Annotated in this window: 16 protein-coding genes; 5 read left to right on the forward strand and 11 right to left on the reverse strand. The window is 38.9% G+C overall.

Annotated features, from left to right (window positions below; all coding sequences use genetic code 11):
• Positions 1-195 precede the first annotated feature (195 nt).
• Both RMA95_RS01400 and RMA95_RS01405 read right to left on the reverse strand, forming a co-directional pair.
• Entirely contained in the window at positions 196-1,728 is a 1,533-nt protein-coding gene (locus tag RMA95_RS01400) for an aspartate aminotransferase family protein (protein ID WP_311069379.1), read from the reverse strand.
• 2 nt (positions 1,729-1,730) lie between these two features.
• Positions 1,731-3,104, reverse strand: a complete 1,374-nt coding sequence (locus tag RMA95_RS01405; RefSeq protein WP_311069380.1) for a diaminobutyrate--2-oxoglutarate transaminase — start codon at positions 3,102-3,104, stop codon at positions 1,731-1,733.
• A 466-nt stretch (positions 3,105-3,570) separates the two neighbouring features.
• Between RMA95_RS01405 and RMA95_RS01410 the strand changes: the two genes are divergently transcribed.
• Complete coding sequence (locus RMA95_RS01410; protein ID WP_212511058.1) at positions 3,571-4,272, forward strand: SIMPL domain-containing protein; 702 nt, start codon at positions 3,571-3,573, stop codon at positions 4,270-4,272.
• Between the two features lie 56 nt (positions 4,273-4,328).
• Here RMA95_RS01410 and RMA95_RS01415 read toward each other — a convergent pair whose 3' ends face one another.
• A complete protein-coding gene (locus RMA95_RS01415) occupies positions 4,329-4,961 on the reverse strand; it encodes a TetR/AcrR family transcriptional regulator (protein ID WP_311069381.1) in 633 nt (210 codons plus the stop codon).
• Between the two features lie 118 nt (positions 4,962-5,079).
• Between RMA95_RS01415 and RMA95_RS01420 the strand changes: the two genes are divergently transcribed.
• Complete coding sequence (locus RMA95_RS01420) at positions 5,080-5,544, forward strand: hotdog fold domain-containing protein (RefSeq protein ID WP_263614316.1); 465 nt, start codon at positions 5,080-5,082, stop codon at positions 5,542-5,544.
• A gap of 32 nt (positions 5,545-5,576) precedes the next feature.
• On the opposite strand, the gene RMA95_RS01425 is transcribed toward RMA95_RS01420, so the two are convergent.
• Complete coding sequence (locus tag RMA95_RS01425) at positions 5,577-6,671, reverse strand: acyl-CoA desaturase (RefSeq protein ID WP_263614317.1); 1,095 nt, start codon at positions 6,669-6,671, stop codon at positions 5,577-5,579.
• Positions 6,672-6,683: 12 nt separating this feature from the next.
• Positions 6,684-7,754 (reverse strand): ferredoxin reductase, encoded by a 1,071-nt coding sequence (locus RMA95_RS01430; protein WP_311069382.1) that lies wholly within the window; start codon positions 7,752-7,754, stop codon positions 6,684-6,686.
• 140 nt (positions 7,755-7,894) lie between these two features.
• On the opposite strand from RMA95_RS01430, the gene fabR reads away from it, so the two are divergent.
• Entirely contained in the window at positions 7,895-8,590 is a 696-nt protein-coding gene (fabR, locus tag RMA95_RS01435) for an HTH-type transcriptional repressor FabR (protein WP_002052794.1), read from the forward strand.
• Between the two features lie 168 nt (positions 8,591-8,758).
• On the forward strand, positions 8,759-9,775 hold the full coding sequence (locus RMA95_RS01440) for an AI-2E family transporter (protein WP_311069383.1): 1,017 nt from the start codon (positions 8,759-8,761) through the stop codon (positions 9,773-9,775).
• A gap of 55 nt (positions 9,776-9,830) precedes the next feature.
• On the opposite strand, the gene rapA is transcribed toward RMA95_RS01440, so the two are convergent.
• From rapA to RMA95_RS01470, 6 genes are all read right to left on the reverse strand, one after another.
• Positions 9,831-12,668: an RNA polymerase-associated protein RapA gene (gene rapA, locus RMA95_RS01445; RefSeq protein ID WP_311069384.1), complete on the reverse strand. Its 2,838-nt coding sequence runs from the start codon at positions 12,666-12,668 to the stop codon at positions 9,831-9,833.
• A gap of 144 nt (positions 12,669-12,812) precedes the next feature.
• On the reverse strand, positions 12,813-13,451 hold the full coding sequence (locus tag RMA95_RS01450; protein ID WP_311069385.1) for an RluA family pseudouridine synthase: 639 nt from the start codon (positions 13,449-13,451) through the stop codon (positions 12,813-12,815).
• A gap of 132 nt (positions 13,452-13,583) precedes the next feature.
• Entirely contained in the window at positions 13,584-14,288 is a 705-nt protein-coding gene (locus RMA95_RS01455; RefSeq protein ID WP_311069386.1) for an acyl carrier protein, read from the reverse strand.
• A gap of 62 nt (positions 14,289-14,350) precedes the next feature.
• Positions 14,351-15,649, reverse strand: a complete 1,299-nt coding sequence (gene hemL, locus RMA95_RS01460; protein WP_068933609.1) for a glutamate-1-semialdehyde 2,1-aminomutase — start codon at positions 15,647-15,649, stop codon at positions 14,351-14,353.
• A 42-nt stretch (positions 15,650-15,691) separates the two neighbouring features.
• Positions 15,692-16,303 carry a thiamine phosphate synthase gene (gene thiE, locus RMA95_RS01465; protein WP_311069387.1) on the reverse strand — a complete coding sequence of 204 codons (612 nt, stop codon included), beginning with the start codon at positions 16,301-16,303 and terminating at the stop codon, positions 15,692-15,694.
• Positions 16,304-16,417: 114 nt separating this feature from the next.
• Complete coding sequence (locus tag RMA95_RS01470; protein WP_311069388.1) at positions 16,418-16,801, reverse strand: DUF962 domain-containing protein; 384 nt, start codon at positions 16,799-16,801, stop codon at positions 16,418-16,420.
• 165 nt (positions 16,802-16,966) lie between these two features.
• On the opposite strand from RMA95_RS01470, the gene RMA95_RS01475 reads away from it, so the two are divergent.
• The gene (locus RMA95_RS01475) at positions 16,967-18,430 is read left to right on the forward strand and encodes a CYTH and CHAD domain-containing protein (RefSeq protein ID WP_311069389.1); all 1,464 of its coding nucleotides are present in this window, start codon (positions 16,967-16,969) and stop codon (positions 18,428-18,430) included.
• Positions 18,431-18,455 lie beyond the last annotated feature (25 nt).

Genomic DNA, 18,455 nt, shown 5'->3' on the forward strand with positions numbered 1-18,455 from the left:
ATGCGACCCAAAATATCGGGAACATACCAATACAATAAGAAATTTGCTCCCCATAAATCATGCATAATTATTTATGTTTTTTGAAAATATGCATGTTTTGTGCATTTCATTCTCTTGCGATGCACACTTTTAATAAAAATAATATGTAATAAAAAAGCCCGGCAATAAACCGAGCTTTTTTTGTTATCAACTTAATTAGTCGATTGGTGGTACATAGTTACCAGAAGCAATTGCATCTTTAATGCGGTCAGCTTCAGCCAATACTTGACCTAAAAGGTTTTTAACATTTTCGAATGTTACAACAGGGCTTAATGTTGTCATCTTCAATGACTGTACATTACCCACTTTTGTTACACCGATATTTGCTTCACCACGTGCAAACAATTCGTCTGCTACGTTTTGGTTTAAGCTATCGATAAACTCAACTGGGTAGCCTTGTGGCACAACACGGAACAATACAGAAGCAAATTGTGGTTCAACTAAAAGCTCTAAACCTTCAGTTGCCTTGATGTAATCTGCAACTTCACGAGTAAGTTTGACACCATGGTCAATCATTGAACCGTAAAGGTCTTCACCTAGTGATTCAATGGTCATCCACAATTTCAATGCATCAAAACGACGAGTCGTTTGTAATGACTTAGATACAAGGTTTGGTACACCATGTTCTTCGTCATAAGCAGAGTTCAGGTATTCAGCTTCGTAGTGCATGAAACGATAGTTCGCTTCATCTTTCAACAAGAACGCGCCACAGCTAATGCTTTGGAAATAATGCTTATGGAAATCGAGAGTGATCGAATCAGACAACTCAATACCATCAAGCATTGCACGATAGTCATTTGACAAGATCAGTGCACCGCCCCATGCAGCATCGATGTGCATCCATGAACCATATTTCGTTGTGATTTCACGAATTTTCTTCAATGGATCAATTGCACCAGCATCGGTTGTACCTGCTGTCGCAACAACACAAGCAACAACTTTACCTTCAGCTTGAAGATGTGCCATCGTTTTTTCGAGAGCATCAACATCCATCTGTGCATTTTCATTCACAGGAACCGTCACAACTGACTGGAAGCCCATGCCCATCATTGCCATGTTCTTTTGCACAGAGAAATGCGCATTTTCAGAACAAATGACTTTGACGTTTTTCATTGCCTCAGCTGGAATACCATCACGCTGTACAGACCACGGATTACCGTTTTCGTCTTTCCAGTTTTTCGAGATGCACCAGTCACGAGCAAGCAATACACCCATCAAGTTAGATTGAGTACCGCCAGAAGTGAAAACACCAGCCTGACCAGAACCATAACCTACTTTTTGACGCAACCAATCAATAAGCTGAACTTCCATTAATGAACCTGCCGGGCTTTGATCCCATGAGTCCATAGACTGGTTAGTTGCATTGATTAACACTTCCGCAATCTGGCTCATCACCATAGTTGGGCAGTGTAAATGTGCTAATGAATGTGGATGATGTACTTTTAAACTTTTGTTTAAGAAAAGCTCAATCATACGTTGAAGTGAATGTTGTACACCCATACCCTCTTTTGAAGGTTGGAAAGAGATTGCTGAACGCAATTCTTTAATGCTACCGCCTGTGTACATTTTTTCATTTTGCAACCATGCTGAAACGGCTTTTACCGCTTCGCCCATTGCTGACTCATAGTCAGCAATGGATTGTGCATCATTGCAGAGTAACGCTTTACGATGTTCTGCAAAATCCACCATTCTTACGCGCCTCGTACTGCAACCAATGCTTCTGCAATCGCTTTCTTGAAGCGGGCAATTACTTCAACACACTCTTCTTGAGTAATGATAAGTGGGCAAAGTAAACGAATTACTGTACCGTTACGACCACCTTTTTCAAGCAATAACTTGTTGTTAAAGCAAGCAGTCTGGATCGCAGCTGCTAACTGAGAATCAGCAGGATGAGAACCGATACGGTCAGCAGGTTTACGCTCGTCAACGATTTCAACGCCGATCATTAAACCGCGGCCACGTACGTTACCGATACATGGGAATTCAGTAGCTAATTTTTTCAATTCAGCTTGTAAGAAATCACCGCGTTCTTGCGCATTTTGAGCAAGATTTTGTTCCTTGATCGTTTCTAATACAACAAGACCAGTACCCATAGCAAGTTGGTTACCACGGAAAGTACCCGTGTGACCAGCAGGCTGCCAAGCATCAAATTTACGTTTAATACCTAATACTGCAAGTGGTAAACCACCACCTACTGCTTTAGACATTACAACAACATCAGGTTCAATACCTGCATGTTCGAATGCAAACATTTTGCCTGAACGTGCAAAGCCAGCTTGAACTTCGTCTAAAATTAAAACGATGTTGTGCTTTTCAGTCACTTCACGGATTTTTTGCAACCATTTTACTGGAGCAGTAACCACACCGCCTTCACCTTGAATTGCTTCAAGAATGACAGCTGCCGGCTTAGTTACACCGCTTTCAACATCTTCAATAAAGTTTTCAAAATAGTAAGTTAAAGCATCAACACCAGCTTCACCACCTAAACCAAGTGGGCAGCGATATTCATGCGGATATGGCATGAATTGTACGCCTGGCATTAAACCATTAACCGAGTTTTTCGCACTTAAGTTACCAGTCATTGCAAGTGAACCATGGGTCATCCCATGATAACCACCAGAGAAACTGATTACTGAACTACGACCAGTGTAAGTCTTAGCAAGTTTAACCGCTGCTTCAGTCGCGTCTGCACCAGCAGGACCACAGAACTGTAAGCAGTACTCTTCTTTACCGCCTGGTAAATATGCTAACAACGCTTCAGTAAACGCATCTTTTAAAGGTGTGGTTAAGTCTAAAGTATGCAATGGCAAACCACTTGCCAATGTGTCTTGAATACTTTGAATCACCGCAGGATGATTATGACCTAAAGCCAATGTACCTGCCCCAGCTAAACAATCAAGGTACTGTGTACCTTCAACATCAGTAACCCAGCAACCTTGTGCTTTCGCTATCGCTAACGGTAATTTACGTGGATAGCTACGAACATTCGATTCCATCTGACTTTGGCGAGTCAAATAATATTCGTTGGTAGCATTAGTGGCAGGGTTGACAGAAGTAACGCTCATATCGGATTACCATCTCTGATAAGGGTAGAAAGAAATAAGTCTGGTGACTTTTGGTCCTTTGACTCGGTGCTTTATAGAACTAGCGAAGACACATATTTTATATCTTGTAACTAGGAGCGCGATGATACCTAATTTTGCAAGAAAAAAAACGTCTTTTGTGTACTTTACTCATCTAATCTTATTGAAAAAATGTATTATCCCAATAGTTATGATGAATTATCATCATACTATGTGACAACCTAAAGAAAATATTCTTTTTTTATATTAGTTTGATTTTTTAAGTTACATTGAAATACTTTATTTTTAAGTTTTTATTTTTTAAAGCTTTTATTTGCACCAAAAATTAAAAAAATTGATTTAAATATTACAAATACCCCACAAAATCTGCAAAAGTTATGCATAACTTATGTTTAACATTTCTTAATGAAAAAAATTAAATTTATATTAATTTTTAAAGGATAAATTTATGCGTACTTTAGCAATATCTACTCTTCTACTTGGTACGGTACTCAGCCCTATGGTTTTTGCCCAAGATGATAACGCCCTTCACTACAATATTGTAAATGTACAAGCTGAAGCTTCTCGTCAGGTATCTAACGATGAAATGCATGCAACTTTATATATTGAAAAAAGTAACAAACAACCTGCTGAACTTTCAAATCAAATTAACCAGTTAATGAATCAAGCACTTGCGACTTCACGTAAATACCCGCAAGTAAAAGTGGAAACTGGTGCTCAAAGCACTTATCCAATTTATGACAATGACAGTAACAAGTTAAAAGAATGGCGTGGCCGTGCAGAAATCCGTTTAGAAAGTAAAGATTTTAAAGCAGCAAGCCAATTGATTAATGAGTTACAGCAAAACTTCCAAACCCAATCAATTAACTTTAGTGTTTCAGATGAGCAACGTAAAAAAGTTGAAAATGAGTTAATGGTTGAAGCATCTAAAAGCTTCCAGCAACGTGCTCAAATGCTGACTCAAGCTTGGAATAAAAGCCAATACACATTGGTGAATCTGAACTTGAATACCAACAACTACTTCCCTCAACCTGTTATGCGTGCCAGCCTAGCCAAGTTCGCTGCTGCTGAAGCGGCACCAGCTCAAGACATGGCTGCTGGTGAGTCTAAAATTACCGTAAATGCAAACGGTTCAATCCAGTTTAAATAATTTATTTTTCAAACTAAAAAAACCGCATAAAAATGCGGTTTTTTTATTGTTCGATATTAAGGTTCTAAAAGTAAATCCTGCAAAGAACTCCACGCTGCTTTAGCTAACACATCTTTATAAACTTTAGGGTCGGACTTTACACGTTGTGATAACCACGCACGGCAATAGCTCTCTGTAGAACCAATGACCAATGAAAGCAAAAGCTCATTTGGAATTAAACTTAAAGCTTTAAATTCTTCAAAATTTGCAATCAGACTAAATATATTTTGGTTTCTGTTCTTATTTCTTTGGACGAGCTGCTGGTGTTCTTCACCTTTCATCATGTTAAAACGTGCTGAATTTAAAAATTTTGCAAATTCAGGCTGCTCACTTACCCAGTCCACATAACTATGAATTAAAGCAAATACCACATCTTGTAGCGTTTTGGCCTGTTTTAAGTATTCATCTCTTAGAGCCGTTTGGTCATCTAAAGCTGAAAAAAATAATGCCGCGACGATACCCTCTTTATTTTTAAAATGGTGATAAATCGCTCCAACACTCGTTTCTGATTTGGCACGAATCATTTCTATACTGGTCGTTTCAATACCATGCTCTAAAAAACAGACTAAAGCATCTAACAATATTTGTCGTTTTAAAACAGCCCTTCTTCCGGGATACAAACGTTCTAATAAGTTTTGAGCAGATACCATTTTGTATTCTCTGACCAGTCATCGGAGATATTTTGAATGACTTGACGCCTATTTGTAAACAGAACTATATTCTTTAACAGAATAATATTCTGTATTTTAAATTATAGGAAGTGAAATCATGCCAACTACCTTAGAACTTTGGAAAAAAGTGACTGCTTTTCCTAAAGGAAAGTGGACATTCTCTCGTATGCTGTGCTTAAAAGCGCCCTATTTCGGCAGTATTTCCCCTCTTTTTATTGAGTTAAAACCGAACTATTGCGAAATTTCTATTAAGAAGAAGCGCTCTGTTCTTAACCATATTGGGACAGTCCATGCAATTGCCATGTGCAATATGGCAGAACTTGCAGGTGGTACTATGACAGAAGTGACCGTCCCTTCTACACACCGCTGGATTCCTAAAGGCATGACCGTTGAATATTTAAAAAAGGCTGAAACAGACCTCATCGCTATTGCGACGCCTGTACAAACTGATTATGAGTGGGAAAAAGCAGGAGAATATTTAGTAAGTGTAGATGTTTACGACACTCATAAAGACAAAGTATTTCATGCGGTCATTACAATGTGGATTTCTAAAAAGAAATAAAAAAAGCCCTGAAATTTCAGGGCTTTTTTATCTTATTTTTTAAATGGGAAAGCATATTTTGCAATACGCCCAACCACTTGGCCGAACTGTTTAACAAAGCTAGCATTGTTATAGTTCAAACCATATTTTTTACAAACTGCTTCAACTTTTGGAGCCATTTGACGATAACGACGAGCAGGAATATCTGGGAATAAGTGGTGTTCAATTTGGTGACTTAAGTGACCAGATAAAATGTGGAATGCTTCCGAACCAGTTAAGTTAGAAGAACCACGAATTTGGCGCATATACCAGTGACCGCGGCTTTCGTCTTGTAAAACTGTTTTTGGAAACACTTCTGCATCTTTTGTGAAGTGACCACAGAAAATAATACTGAATGTCCAAATATTACGAAGACCATTTGCAACCAAGTTTCCTGTAAATACAGGTAATGCTGCAGGTCCTGCAATGAGTGGGAAGAAAACATAGTCTTTAAAAAGTTGTTTACCAATCTTTTTATTCACTGGTTTTAACTCTTCCAAAAATTTTGCTTTAGTCTTACGTTTATAAAGAACACGACCAATTTCAAGATTCTGGATTGCTACGCCCCACTGGAACAATAAGCAAAACGGAATACTATAAACCGGTTGAAACAAGAAACCTGGTTTCCAACGTTGCTCTGGGAATAAGCGAAGTAAACCATAACCAATGTCATCATCAATACCTTTAATATTGGTATAAGTATGATGCTTATAGTTATGCGTTTGTCGCCAGTTATCCGATGTACCTACTGTGTCCCACTCATAAGTTTGACCATTAAACTTAGGATCATTCATCCAGTCATACTGACCGTGCATCACGTTATGACCGAGCTCCATGTTCTCCATAATTTTAGAGAAGCCTAATAGACCTGTACCTAAAATCCATGCTGGCGGGAACCAACCTGCAAATAGACATGCACGGCCTAAAAGACCGCTATAGCGAACTGCTGCATAAACACGGCGGATGTATTTTGCGTCTTTTTCACCCAAATCATCCAATACTTCTTGTTTGATCTGATCAAGCTCTTTTGCAAATGCTTCAAGTTCCGCTGGAGTCAAATCGCGATTTTTAGGATTTTTAAAATATTCGACTTTCACTGGCATATTCATAAGAGGTCTCTCTTAAAGATCAATAACTAGATCGGATTGTGCTGAGTTCACACAAATTTTAAGTAACTGGTTTGGTTCTGTATTTTGACTACCATTTAGTAGGTTACGTGTAGAACCTTGCGTTTTACTACAAACACATTTATTACAAATTCCCATACGGCAACCGTGTGTTGGCTTAACACCTTCATGCTCTAGGCTCACCAAAATCGATTGCCCCTTAGGAATTGCTATCACTTTATTAGACTGTGTTAATGTGACATTCACATAACCGACATCATCTGCAGAGCTTTCATTGGTTAAACTAAATGCTTCAGTAAGCACGGCTGGTGCCTTTTCAAAAAGCTCTTCGACAGTTGAAACAAAACCAGATGGACCACATGCGTAGACCGTGCTGTTTTCAACATCATCAACCAATGCAAGATGTTCAACATTTAAGCGCTCATCATTTGGTGTTTCTTGTGTGTAAAACACTTGATAGCTGAAGTTTGGATTTTGCTCTGCTACTTGTTCAAAATACTCTGTAAAAGCAGCATCAGAACGCTGTTTTACCCAATATAAAAGCTGAACCTGTACTTTTTCTAACTGCTGGCTTTGCTTAATTGCTGTAATTAAGCTCAACATTGGTGTAATACCACTACCCGCAGCCAACATAATTAATTTCGGTGTCTGGATATTTTGTTGCATATCACCATAAGGCTGACCAAGCTCAAAAATATCACCAATTTTACTTTCGGCAATGAACCAGTTACTGACAATACCATCAGCAACTTTTTTAACGGTTAAACGTAAGTGCTCTGCGTCTACTTGCGTCAAGCTATAAGTACGTTCATAACGGCGGCCTGCAATTTCAACAATCACTGGATGATGCTGACCTGCTGCTCCCATTTTAACCAAACGGTTGCATTTTAAAGTAAGGCTCACAGTGTCATGAGCTACGAATTCTTTTTTTACAATTTGAACTAGTCCGTGCTTTACAGACCATAAAGGATTTATTTTTTGTAGCCAGAAACTCGCTATATCTTTATCAAATACAGCTTGTGTTAATGAATTGAATAGAGAATTTCTCTTTTCGATTGCTTGCATAACTGAGGGCTCTGTCGCTCTTTTTTAATTATTATACACATGTATATATATTTGTATATACACCTGTACTTTTAATTACAATTTCACAAGTTCCCTGTCTAACGCTATAATCCAGACAGTTTAAGAATATATTGAAAAGCATGACCCAAACCTCACTTTCTCAGAGCCCAAATGACACAGCCTCTTCACAAGATGTCATTGAAATAAAAACAGCAACGCGTTCTGTTGGAAGAAAAGCGACGATTACGAAAGACGAACTTTTTCAGGCTGCACTTAACCTGATTGGTCCACAAAAAAGTATCGCCTCATTAAGCTTACGTGAAGTTGCGAGAGAAGCGGGTATTGCACCAAATAGCTTTTATCGCCACTTTAAAGATATTGATGAATTAGCTATTTCACTCATTGACCGCGCTGGTATCGTTTTACGTAAGATTATTCGTCAAGCTCGTTTGCGTGCATCTTTTCAAGACAGCATTATTCGTAGTTCGGTAGAAATTTTTCTTCAACAGCTTGATGCAGACGAAGGTAATTTAAGTCTATTGTTACGCGAAGGCTTTACAGGTTCAGCTTCTTATAAAGCTGCGGTAGACCGTCAGCTCAACTTTTTCCAGCAAGAGCTACAAGAAGATTTAATCCGTCTAGAGCGCTTAAATAACAACCATCTATACCATCCAGAACTTGTTGCAAAAGCAATTACGCAACTGGTATTTCACATGGGTGCTAAAGTAATTGATCTTCCAGTCCATCAACGTGCGGAAGTCGCTGAACAAACCATGATCATGATCAGAATGATTTTAGAAGGTGCCCGTCATCTAGACGAAGCAAAAATACGATAAATTCAACATAAAATGGTTTGTGATTTTACAAGCCATTTTTTATACAGACATACCTATTTCTTGATAAAAATATAATTCACAGATTGAAGCAACCAACATGCAAGAGTATAAGTAATTATTATTCTAGCAATACATACCCATATTTCCCCACGATATTTAGGGATTCACATGCAAAGTTTGAGTAATCGTCAAAGCCTGATTGCAAGCTATATTCTGATGGGCATTTTTTTGCTTTCGGTTATCCCCTTGCATCTCTTAGCAAGTTTTTTTGCTGGCTTTCTCATTTATGAAATTATTATTAGTTTAAGCTCTATTGTTGAACGTTATATTGATGGTCAAAGAGCCCGCATTTTTATTAGTATTTTATTAAGTATTATCACGGTTTCACTTATCGCCTTTTTCATTACAAGTTTAATTAGCTTTGTCGTTTATGACTTAAAGGGTGTAGGTATCCATAATATCAACAATAAAGTCGATCAAACGCTATTACACTTACAAACTGAGATTGGTAAATACCTTCCAGGTTATATTCCAGATAGTGTTACAGAACTAAAGGATGAAATTTTCGCGTTTATGAAAGATAACGTGACGACATTAAAAAATGCCAGTTCCGATATCTTACATAACTTTGTAACCATGATTATGGGTCTTATTATTGGTATTTTGGTGGCGATTCATGGCTTTCACCGTCGTACACCACAGCCTATTTTTAAGTCGTTACTCATTCAACGCATTCAAAAATTATCAATTTCTTTTAGGAATGTAGTTTTTGCCCAAATTAAAATTTCAGCAATTAATACACTGCTCTTTATCTTATTTGCGTTTGTACTATTGCCGATTTGGGGTGTTCATCTCCCTTTCGCCAAAACCTTAACCATTCTTACTTTTTTGTTTGGTCTCATTCCAATTTTAGGCAACTTAATTTCAAATACGCTTACTTTTATTGCTGCACTTACGGTTTCAATCGGCCTAGCAGGTGTTGCTCTGCTCTACCTCGTATTAGTACATAAGTTAGAATATTTTATTAACGCGAAAATTATTGGTCATAAAATTAATGCCAACGCATGGGAAATTTTATTGGCAATGTTAATTTTTGAGTCAATTTTCGGTTTAGGCGGCCTGATTGCAGCGCCAATCTTTTATGCCTATTTAAAACTAGAACTAAAAGATGCCAGAATGATTTAATTAAAATTTACTCAATAAAAAAGCGCCGTAACGGCGCTTTTTTATGATTCAATACTTATGGTTTAACTACCACAAGTACTTGAATTGCTTCCGGAGTTACCGTTAAACCATCAAGCAAACTCAAGCCTTCTTTTTGCAACTTCTGTAAGCGCTCAATTTCGTCTTGACGAATACTTGGGTTGAACTGCTTTAAATAAGTTAAACGATCAATCTCGTATTGCCATTTACTACCATAATGCTCTTTTGCCTGCTGTTGAAGCTGTGGCAAGCCGACTTTAGCAATATCAAGCGCTTGTCTATAGCGCTCTTCAATCACTTCACGGCGAGCTTTAACCACTTGGCGGCAGCTATTACCATCTAAGTGGTGCAAATATGGTTTTAAAATGGTTGGATCAATCTTTTCAGATAAGTCCTGACCATTTTCACTTAACAACACGCGAATGAGCTGTTTCGGCAAGCTTGATGGCAAGTTCAAAGCTTTTGGTGCAACTACATCAACTTTAAACCAAACTTCAAGTAATACAGAACCTTGCTTTAATGCATTTGACTTAAGAACAGCAACATTAGTACTACCAAATGATTGTGTACGGATCATTTCCATGACACTTTCAATGAACGGATGCTCTAAAGTCAGATATTGAGCATCTTCACGCATTTGCGCCTGATCACGATAGAACGTGGCAGTCATGCCTTCTTCATCTAATGCCAAACCCTGCACTTGCATTTGGTCTGTCGGACGAATAATAACAGTACCGTTACTTTGCTCATCAAAATCAATATTAGTTGAAGACATAAAACGCTTCACAAACATAGGTAATGTTGTGTTGTCATCGTAGTCTTCTAAAGCTTGAACAATTTCTTGTGCAACGATAGGACGACATGAATTGTATTCAAGTAAGCGATCTCGACCAGCTTGTAACTCTGTTTCTAAAGCCTGACGTTGAACATTGACTTCTTCGAGTAAATCTTCAAAGGTTTGACCTTGGTCTGAAAGTAAGCAGTCTTTTAATTCAACAATAAAGTTTTCTTGCAGCGTTTGAGCTGTCGGAGAAATATTGCTGAAAATATTCAACGCTTCGTTGTACCAACGGAACATACGCTCTTGAGCAGTACCCATTAAGTAAGGTACATGAATTTGAATACGGTTTTCTTGACCAATACGGTCTAAACGACCAATACGTTGTTCTAAAACGTCTGGGTTTGCAGGCAAATCAAATAAAATTAGATCACTTGCAAACTGGAAGTTACGACCTTCTGAACCAATTTCAGAACATAGTAGAATTTGAGCACCATAACTTTCTTCTGCAAAGTAAGCAGCCGCTTGGTCACGCTCAAGTAGACTCATGCCTTCATGGAACATTGCAGTACGAATACCAGCATGCAAACGAAGTACACTTTCTAAAGATTCAACAACAGGACCACTACGTGCAATTAAAAGAACCTTTTTATGCTTAAGTTCTTTACGCAAGATTTCCATTAACCATGGCACACGTGGGTCATTTTGCATCCAAGAACCATCAAGTTGTGCTTCTTCTGGCCACATTTGCTCACGTAATTTACCGTCTTTTGACCAATCTTCTGGCGCTGGCAAAGGTGCTGGTTGGCAATCACGGCCTGGGAAGCCTTGAATCGCTTCACGCGTATTACGGAATAAAATACGACCTGTACCGTGACGGTCTAACAGTTCATGAATCGCTCTGAAACGTTGTTCAGGCTGATCTTCAATTGAATGACCCAATAAACCTTCTAAAGCAGTTAAATGCTCTTGAGTTAAAGGTTCATCCGACATAAGCACTTCTGCAACTTGAGCAGTTTGCTGATATTGCGCTTCTTCATCTAAGAAACGCTCTAAACTGCTAAAACGCTGAGGGTCTAACAAACGTAAGCGTGCAAAGTGACTCTCTACACCAAGCTGTTCAGGTGTTGCTGTAAGCAATAATACACCCGCTGTATTTTCAGCAAGTTCTTCAACCAAGTCGTAACGATCGTTGCCGCCTTCTTCTTCACTCCACATTAAGTGATGCGCTTCATCGACTACAAGTAAATCGAAACCAGCTTCTAATGCTTGCTCACGTAAATCATCATGGTCCACCATCAAATCTACGCTGGCAATAATGCATTGCTCAGTCAAGAACGGGTTAAGCTCTGGATCATGTTCTTTAATAGATGCAGTACGGGTTAAGTCGAACAGAGAAAATTGCAAGTTGAAACGGCGACGCATTTCAATCATCCACTGATATTGCAGTGAATCAGGGACTAAAATGAGGATACGTTCAGAGCGGCCAGTTTTAAGCTGTTGGTGGATAATTAAACCAGCTTCAATTGTTTTACCTAAACCTACTTCATCGGCAAGTAAAACACGTGGTGCGAAACGTTTACCGACTTCATGCGCAATATAAAGTTGATGCGGGATTAAACCTACACGTGCACCGACCAAGCCGCGTAAAGGACTGGTTTGCATTTGCGATTGCATGAGCATTGCTTCAATGCGTAAGTCATACCACTCTTTATAATCGATCTGGCTTGCCAGCAAACGATCTAAAGGTTTTGATAACTGAATTTGTGCACCAATACGAGTTTCATTGAGCGCTTTTCGTTCTTGTTCACCATTTTCTAAAGTACGAACGACGTTATAACGCAAAACACCATGACGGTCTTCAACCGACTCAACAATCCACTTCTGGCCTTCTTGATCTTGGACTTCATCATTTGTGTTAAAGATGATGCGAGATAGCGGTGCGTTATTACGTGCATAGACACGCGTTTCATCACTTTTGGGGAATAAAATGCTGACAGATCTTTCATCTACATCAATAAGAACGCCTAAACCGAGCTCAGTCTCTGTATCTGATAGCCAACGTTGACCAATAGCATACTGCTGCAATTTTTCCACCTTTTTCTCAAGTTCGCACTACATATTGTACGATGCAAATTAGCTTATTTTTGCATCTTTTTATGTAGTCTTTAAAGCAAAATTTTGCAGCAGAAACCAATTAAATTGTTTCGCTACAAAAATTACTCATTGAAAGTTTTTACATTAAAACGGTACAGGGCAGTTAAACGTTAATGATTCCCCTGTAACAGGGTGATTAAAGCTTAACTGTTTGGCATGCAAGCACAGACGAGGAACAAGTAATTGTTCCGGTGTTGCATACAATGTATCACCTACAATCGGATGTCCCAGATATTGCATGTGTACACGGAGTTGATGAGAACGTCCGGTAATCGGTGTTAATTTGACACGCGTAACCGGTTGTCCCTGAATCTGGAAATGTTCAATCGCCTGCCAATGTGTTAAAGCAGGTTTGTTATGAGAAGCATCGACAATATGTAAAGGTGGTCGACTCGGGTCATAGACTACGGAAATATCAACTGTCCCTTCGCCGTCTAGATGGCCTGCGACTAACGCTTCATATATTTTCGAAGTTTGACGGTCTTGAAATTGGCGTGCAATCGCACTTTGTCCACGCTTAGATAAACCAAAAACCAAAATACCTGAGGTATCACGGTCAAGGCGGTGAATGAGCAAAGTTCGTGGTTCAATTGCCACCAGTCTTGTCAAAACGCTGTCATGTAAATCACCTTTCCCTGGCACACTCAAAATGTCCGAAGGTTTATGAATCACCATAAAATCATCATCACGATAGATCAGATGTTCACTTAGAAAATCACTCAAAGTTGTATTCCCAAGGCAAGATGAAAAACAAGCGGGCAATAATAAAAAGCTTACGTCCGAATTACAATGCCGTTCGGGTAAATTAACGACAGAATTTGCAAATATTATGATTCAGTTTATGGCTAAAGCCGATTAGTGCTTCAATAACTGCATAATATGTTGCAAGGTAGGTGTTTGCATCAGCTCTTCAACACTTAGACTCGCACCGTTCGCACGCCATAATTCCACCAAATAATTGACGCCAGTAGTGTCTAAGCCATAGTTTCTTAAATCTATTTCTGGATGAATTTCCATTGGATGCCGCCCCACCTGTTCAGCAACAGCCAATAAAATTCCTTTATCGGATAACACCTGTGACGACGGTGCACTTAAAGACCATAAGCGCATTAAAGTCTGTGTGTTTATATGTTGAATGGAGTCAAAACTGATTTTTTCAATCCATTGTATATGCTGCTCTAAACTACTCGCCAAAATCGCATCATTTACAACAGCTACATAATCTGTAATCGATAAAACAAGCTGCATGACTTGCTTAAATAGCGGTGATAAATTTCCCGCCATTATCACTTGTGCTTGAGTGTTTGATGACAACTGTTGTCCAAGCTGCAACATGGTCTGTTGAAGTTGAGATGACTGAATCATCATGACTGGAATTTCGAGCGCTTGTGCTCTTTTGCTTAGTAATTCTAAATGATCGGCTAATGGCTGGTTCATCCAGTCAGGGGTATTTTCAAGTTCATTTAACCCAACCATGAGCAAAATACTTTGCGTAGACTCAATAGGCCAATTTGAAGTACTTGCGGCTAACTGGATTTTTCGAGGTAAGGGATAAAACATTGTTCTCTACAAATATAAAAATAGCTCAAATTAAAAAGCCCGTTTAAAACGGGCCTTTTTGCTTACTTCATTTCGGCAAATGTTTCTTTTGCAGCCTGAATCGTATATTCGATATCTTCATCAGAATGAGCAGATGAAATAAAGCCTGCTTCAAATGCCGATGGCGCTAAGTTTACACCGCGCTTTAACATACCATGGAAGAATTTTTTGAAAGCTTCAATATCACATGCCAACATTGAGTCAAAGCTTGTAATATCTTCTTGGTCTGTAAAATAAAGACCGAACATTGCGCCAGCTTGCTGAGTTTTAAATGGAATACCCGCTTCATTAGCTGCTGCTTGTAAGCCTGCAAGTAACTTTTCAAGTTGAGCAGATAATTTGCTGTAAAAGTCAGGTTGGCGTAAATGTTTAAACATCTCGATACCCGCACGCATAGCAAGTGGGTTACCAGATAACGTTCCTGCTTGGTATACACCACCTAAAGGTGCGATGCATTCCATGATTTCACGCTTACCGCCAAACGCGCCTACAGGTAAGCCAGCACCAATAATTTTACCTAAAGTCGTTAAGTCAGGTTTTACATTATAAACTGACTGAGCACCGCCCAATGCAACGCGGAAACCTGTCATCACTTCATCAATAATGAATACAGATTTATATTCATCACAAATATCACGAATGGCTTCTAAGAAACCGTCAATTGGTTTCACCATATTCATGTTGCCCGCTACAGGTTCAATAATAACACCCGCAATTTCATGACCGAATTTGGCAAAACACTCTTTTAATGCAGCAATATCATTATAAGGCAGCGTTAAAGTATGTTTAGCAAAATCGACTGGAACACCTTTTGAAGTTGGCTCACCCTCGCCTAAAGTCAGTAAACCCGAACCCGCTTTTACTAAAAGTGAGTCAGAGTGTCCATGGTAACAACCTTCAAACTTCACGATTTTGTCACGGCCAGTATAACCACGCGCTAAACGAATAGCGGTCATAGTCGCCTCTGTACCAGAGTTCGTCATACGTACCAATTCAATTGATGGCATGATTTCACAGATAATATCTGCCAAAGTCGTTTCGTGTACGGTTGGTGCACCAAAACTTAAACCATCTTCTGCTGCTGTTTGTACCGCTTTAATAATTTCTGGATGAGCATGGCCCAAAATCATCGGTCCCCAAGAGCCAACATAATCTACATAGCGCTTGCCATCGACATCCCACAAATACGCACCTTTGGCTTTCTCGATGAAAACAGGTGTTCCTCCAACGCCATTAAAGGCACGTACTGGAGAGTTCACACCACCTGGAATGTGTTTGCTGGCTTGTTTAAATAACTGTTCTTGCTTTGGAGATAAACTCATGGAAATGCTCGTCTTAAATATCTAAAAAATAATTGTGAAAGCTTAAGAAAATAATTGTGCCCAGGCCTGTACACGGGCAGGAATTTCAGCAGTTGATCGACCTAATATATCACTAATGACTGCACAGAGGTCAGCTCCAGCCTCAATCACGGGTTTTGAGTTTTCAACTGTTAAACCACCAATTGCACAAATAGGTAAATCATATTGAGCCGCTGCTTGCTTAATGACTTCAATACCGACATTGCCTGCTTCTGGTTTTGTGGCAGTTGCATACACTGCGCCAAAGGCCACATAAGTTGCGCCATCTGCAATTGCTTTTTGGGCAAGTTCTAAGGAGTTTAGGCAAGTACGGCCAATAATGACACCTTCTGGTAACTGTGATTTTGCATCTGTGATTTCACCGTCACTTTGGCCTAAATGCACACCTAAACCAAACTTTGCAGCCAGTTTTAGGTCATCATTAATGACAAAAGGAACCTGATATTTTTCACATAACTGTTTGATCTGTTCAACTTCTGCGGGTTGGTCTGCTTTTTCTACTTTCTTACGACGATACTGTAAAATTGCGACCTGATGAGTTGCGAGTGCGGCGTCTAATTTTTCTAATAATAATTGGATTGGGTCATCATTGGTAATGAGATATAAACCGCGCATACTCTACTCTCGCTTTTAAAAACTTCGCTAGTATAACGGATTTATAGGACATCATAAGTACCGATTGATATAGGCTTACTAGTACCAATCGGTATATTCAAAAGAAATGAAAAATTAGCTCGGAATTTTATCGCGCTTGCGATCAATCAAACTTAATTGACCAGTCGCCACATCAGATAGCATTCGCCAATCAGAAATAAAGCTATAAAGAGGCTGTTTAAAACTCGCAGGTTTATTTTTCTCAAATACAAAGTGTCCAACCCATGCACATGCATAGCCAGAAACTAAACCATAAAGTGCGTATTTGGCCTGTTTCTTACGAATAGCTTTTGAAAAAAAGTATATGCCAATGCTGCTACCCACCACATGTAAGCGTCTGCTCATAATGTTACGGTGTTCGGTTAAATAAAAACGATAAAATTCCTGATAGTTTTTAATCGGTAATTCAAACTCTGGCTGAGCTTCATGATTGAAGTTTACTGGTGCATTCACGATCATCTTCCTGATTTTTATTTGATCAAAACATCACCTGATTGTACACCTAAAAGAAAGCCTAAAGTCATATGTTTGATTGTAACTTTCTCTATCAAAAGCACTACTTTTAGCGCTAAGCTATTATACTTATTCAAGATAGTTTAAATACCTGATTCAGGGAGATCCATTATGGTTGAAGTTGAGCTTAAGTTTCAGTTACCTGAATCGAAGAAAAAAACTGTTCAGCAGTATTTAAAAAAGCATAAAGCGCAGAATATTCATTTGCAGGCCAAATATTACGACACACCAAACCGCCTACTCGCAAAAAATGGTATGGCCTTACGTTTACGTAAAGAAAATGATTTGTGGGTACAAACCTTTAAAGCTGCTGGTCAAAGCCATTTACACCGTGTTGAAGAAGAAGTTTTTCTAGGTAAATGCGAGCAAGAACCCGAACTAAACCTTAATCTATATAAAGATAATAAAGCAGTCACAGATTTAATTACTGAAGCTTTAGGCACTGAAGTCGAAAAGCTAAGCTTACAGTTTGAGACAGATGTACAACGTACTTATCATGTGTTTGAAGCCGATGACACTGCTATTGAAGTCTGTCTTGATGACGGCGTAGTAAAAACAGCAACCGTACAAAGTAAAATTTGTGAAGTTGAGTTTGAACTTAAACAAGGTGCTGTTAAAACACTAATTCAATTTGCACAGCAATGGATTAATCGTTATGAGTTATGGCTCGATGTTAGAAGCAAAGCCGAGCGCGGTAATTTATTAGCCTTAGGACAAGCTGCTTCGCCTGCTGTTCACGCAAAAAGCCTGAATTTAGACAAAGACATTTCAGCAGAACAAGCGCTCAAAAAGATTGTAGAAAACTGTTTAGGACAATTCTTACCGAATATGGCTGCAATTGCTGATGGCGTTGCCGAAGCTGAGCATATTCATCAAGCACGTGTGAGCTTACGTCGTTTACGCAGTGCTCTTCATCACTTTTCAGCATGGTCGGACGAGTTAAATCCTGCTTGGGAAGAACAAATTGCCGAGCTTTTCCGGAAGCTTGGAGACACGCGCGATGAAGATGCTATCCGTACTGAAATTTTACCGATGATTGTGCAGCATGGTTCACCTGAGCTTTTGCTTCCGATTTCTGAGCAACCATTAAAAGACCTTGCAGTACTGTTTAAATCAGCAGAAACCGTTAAGCTTATACTTGCCTTGCTAGCATTTGCTTATTCTGAAGAAGATGATCAAAACACCAAAGGAAAATTAAAAAAACAGATAGAAAAAAGCTTAGATAAGTTACATCATCAAGTCGTGAGTCATGCCGAGCATTTCACCGAACTTGAAGTCACTGAGCAGCACAAAATACGCAAAAAAGCGAAGCAATTACGTTACTGCATCGAATTTATATCGAGCTTATACCTTCGCAAAAATGTTCAGCAGTTTTTAAAACAATTACAACCCGTGCAAAATACCTTAGGACTTTATAACGACTTGTTTATTGCCGAAGATCTATTTAATAAAGCAATTGAACATGACCCACACTTTTGGTTTGCATTAGGATGGATTAAAGCCAAACAACCTTATTTGCAAAATCAGTCTGCCGAAGCTTTGCAAAAATTTAAACAAGTAAAAACTTTTTGGTAAGCATTTTAAAGTCGCGACACATATG

Source organism: Acinetobacter sp. V110_1 (assembly GCF_031798975.1).
Classification (GTDB): domain Bacteria; phylum Pseudomonadota; class Gammaproteobacteria; order Pseudomonadales; family Moraxellaceae; genus Acinetobacter; species Acinetobacter nosocomialis_A.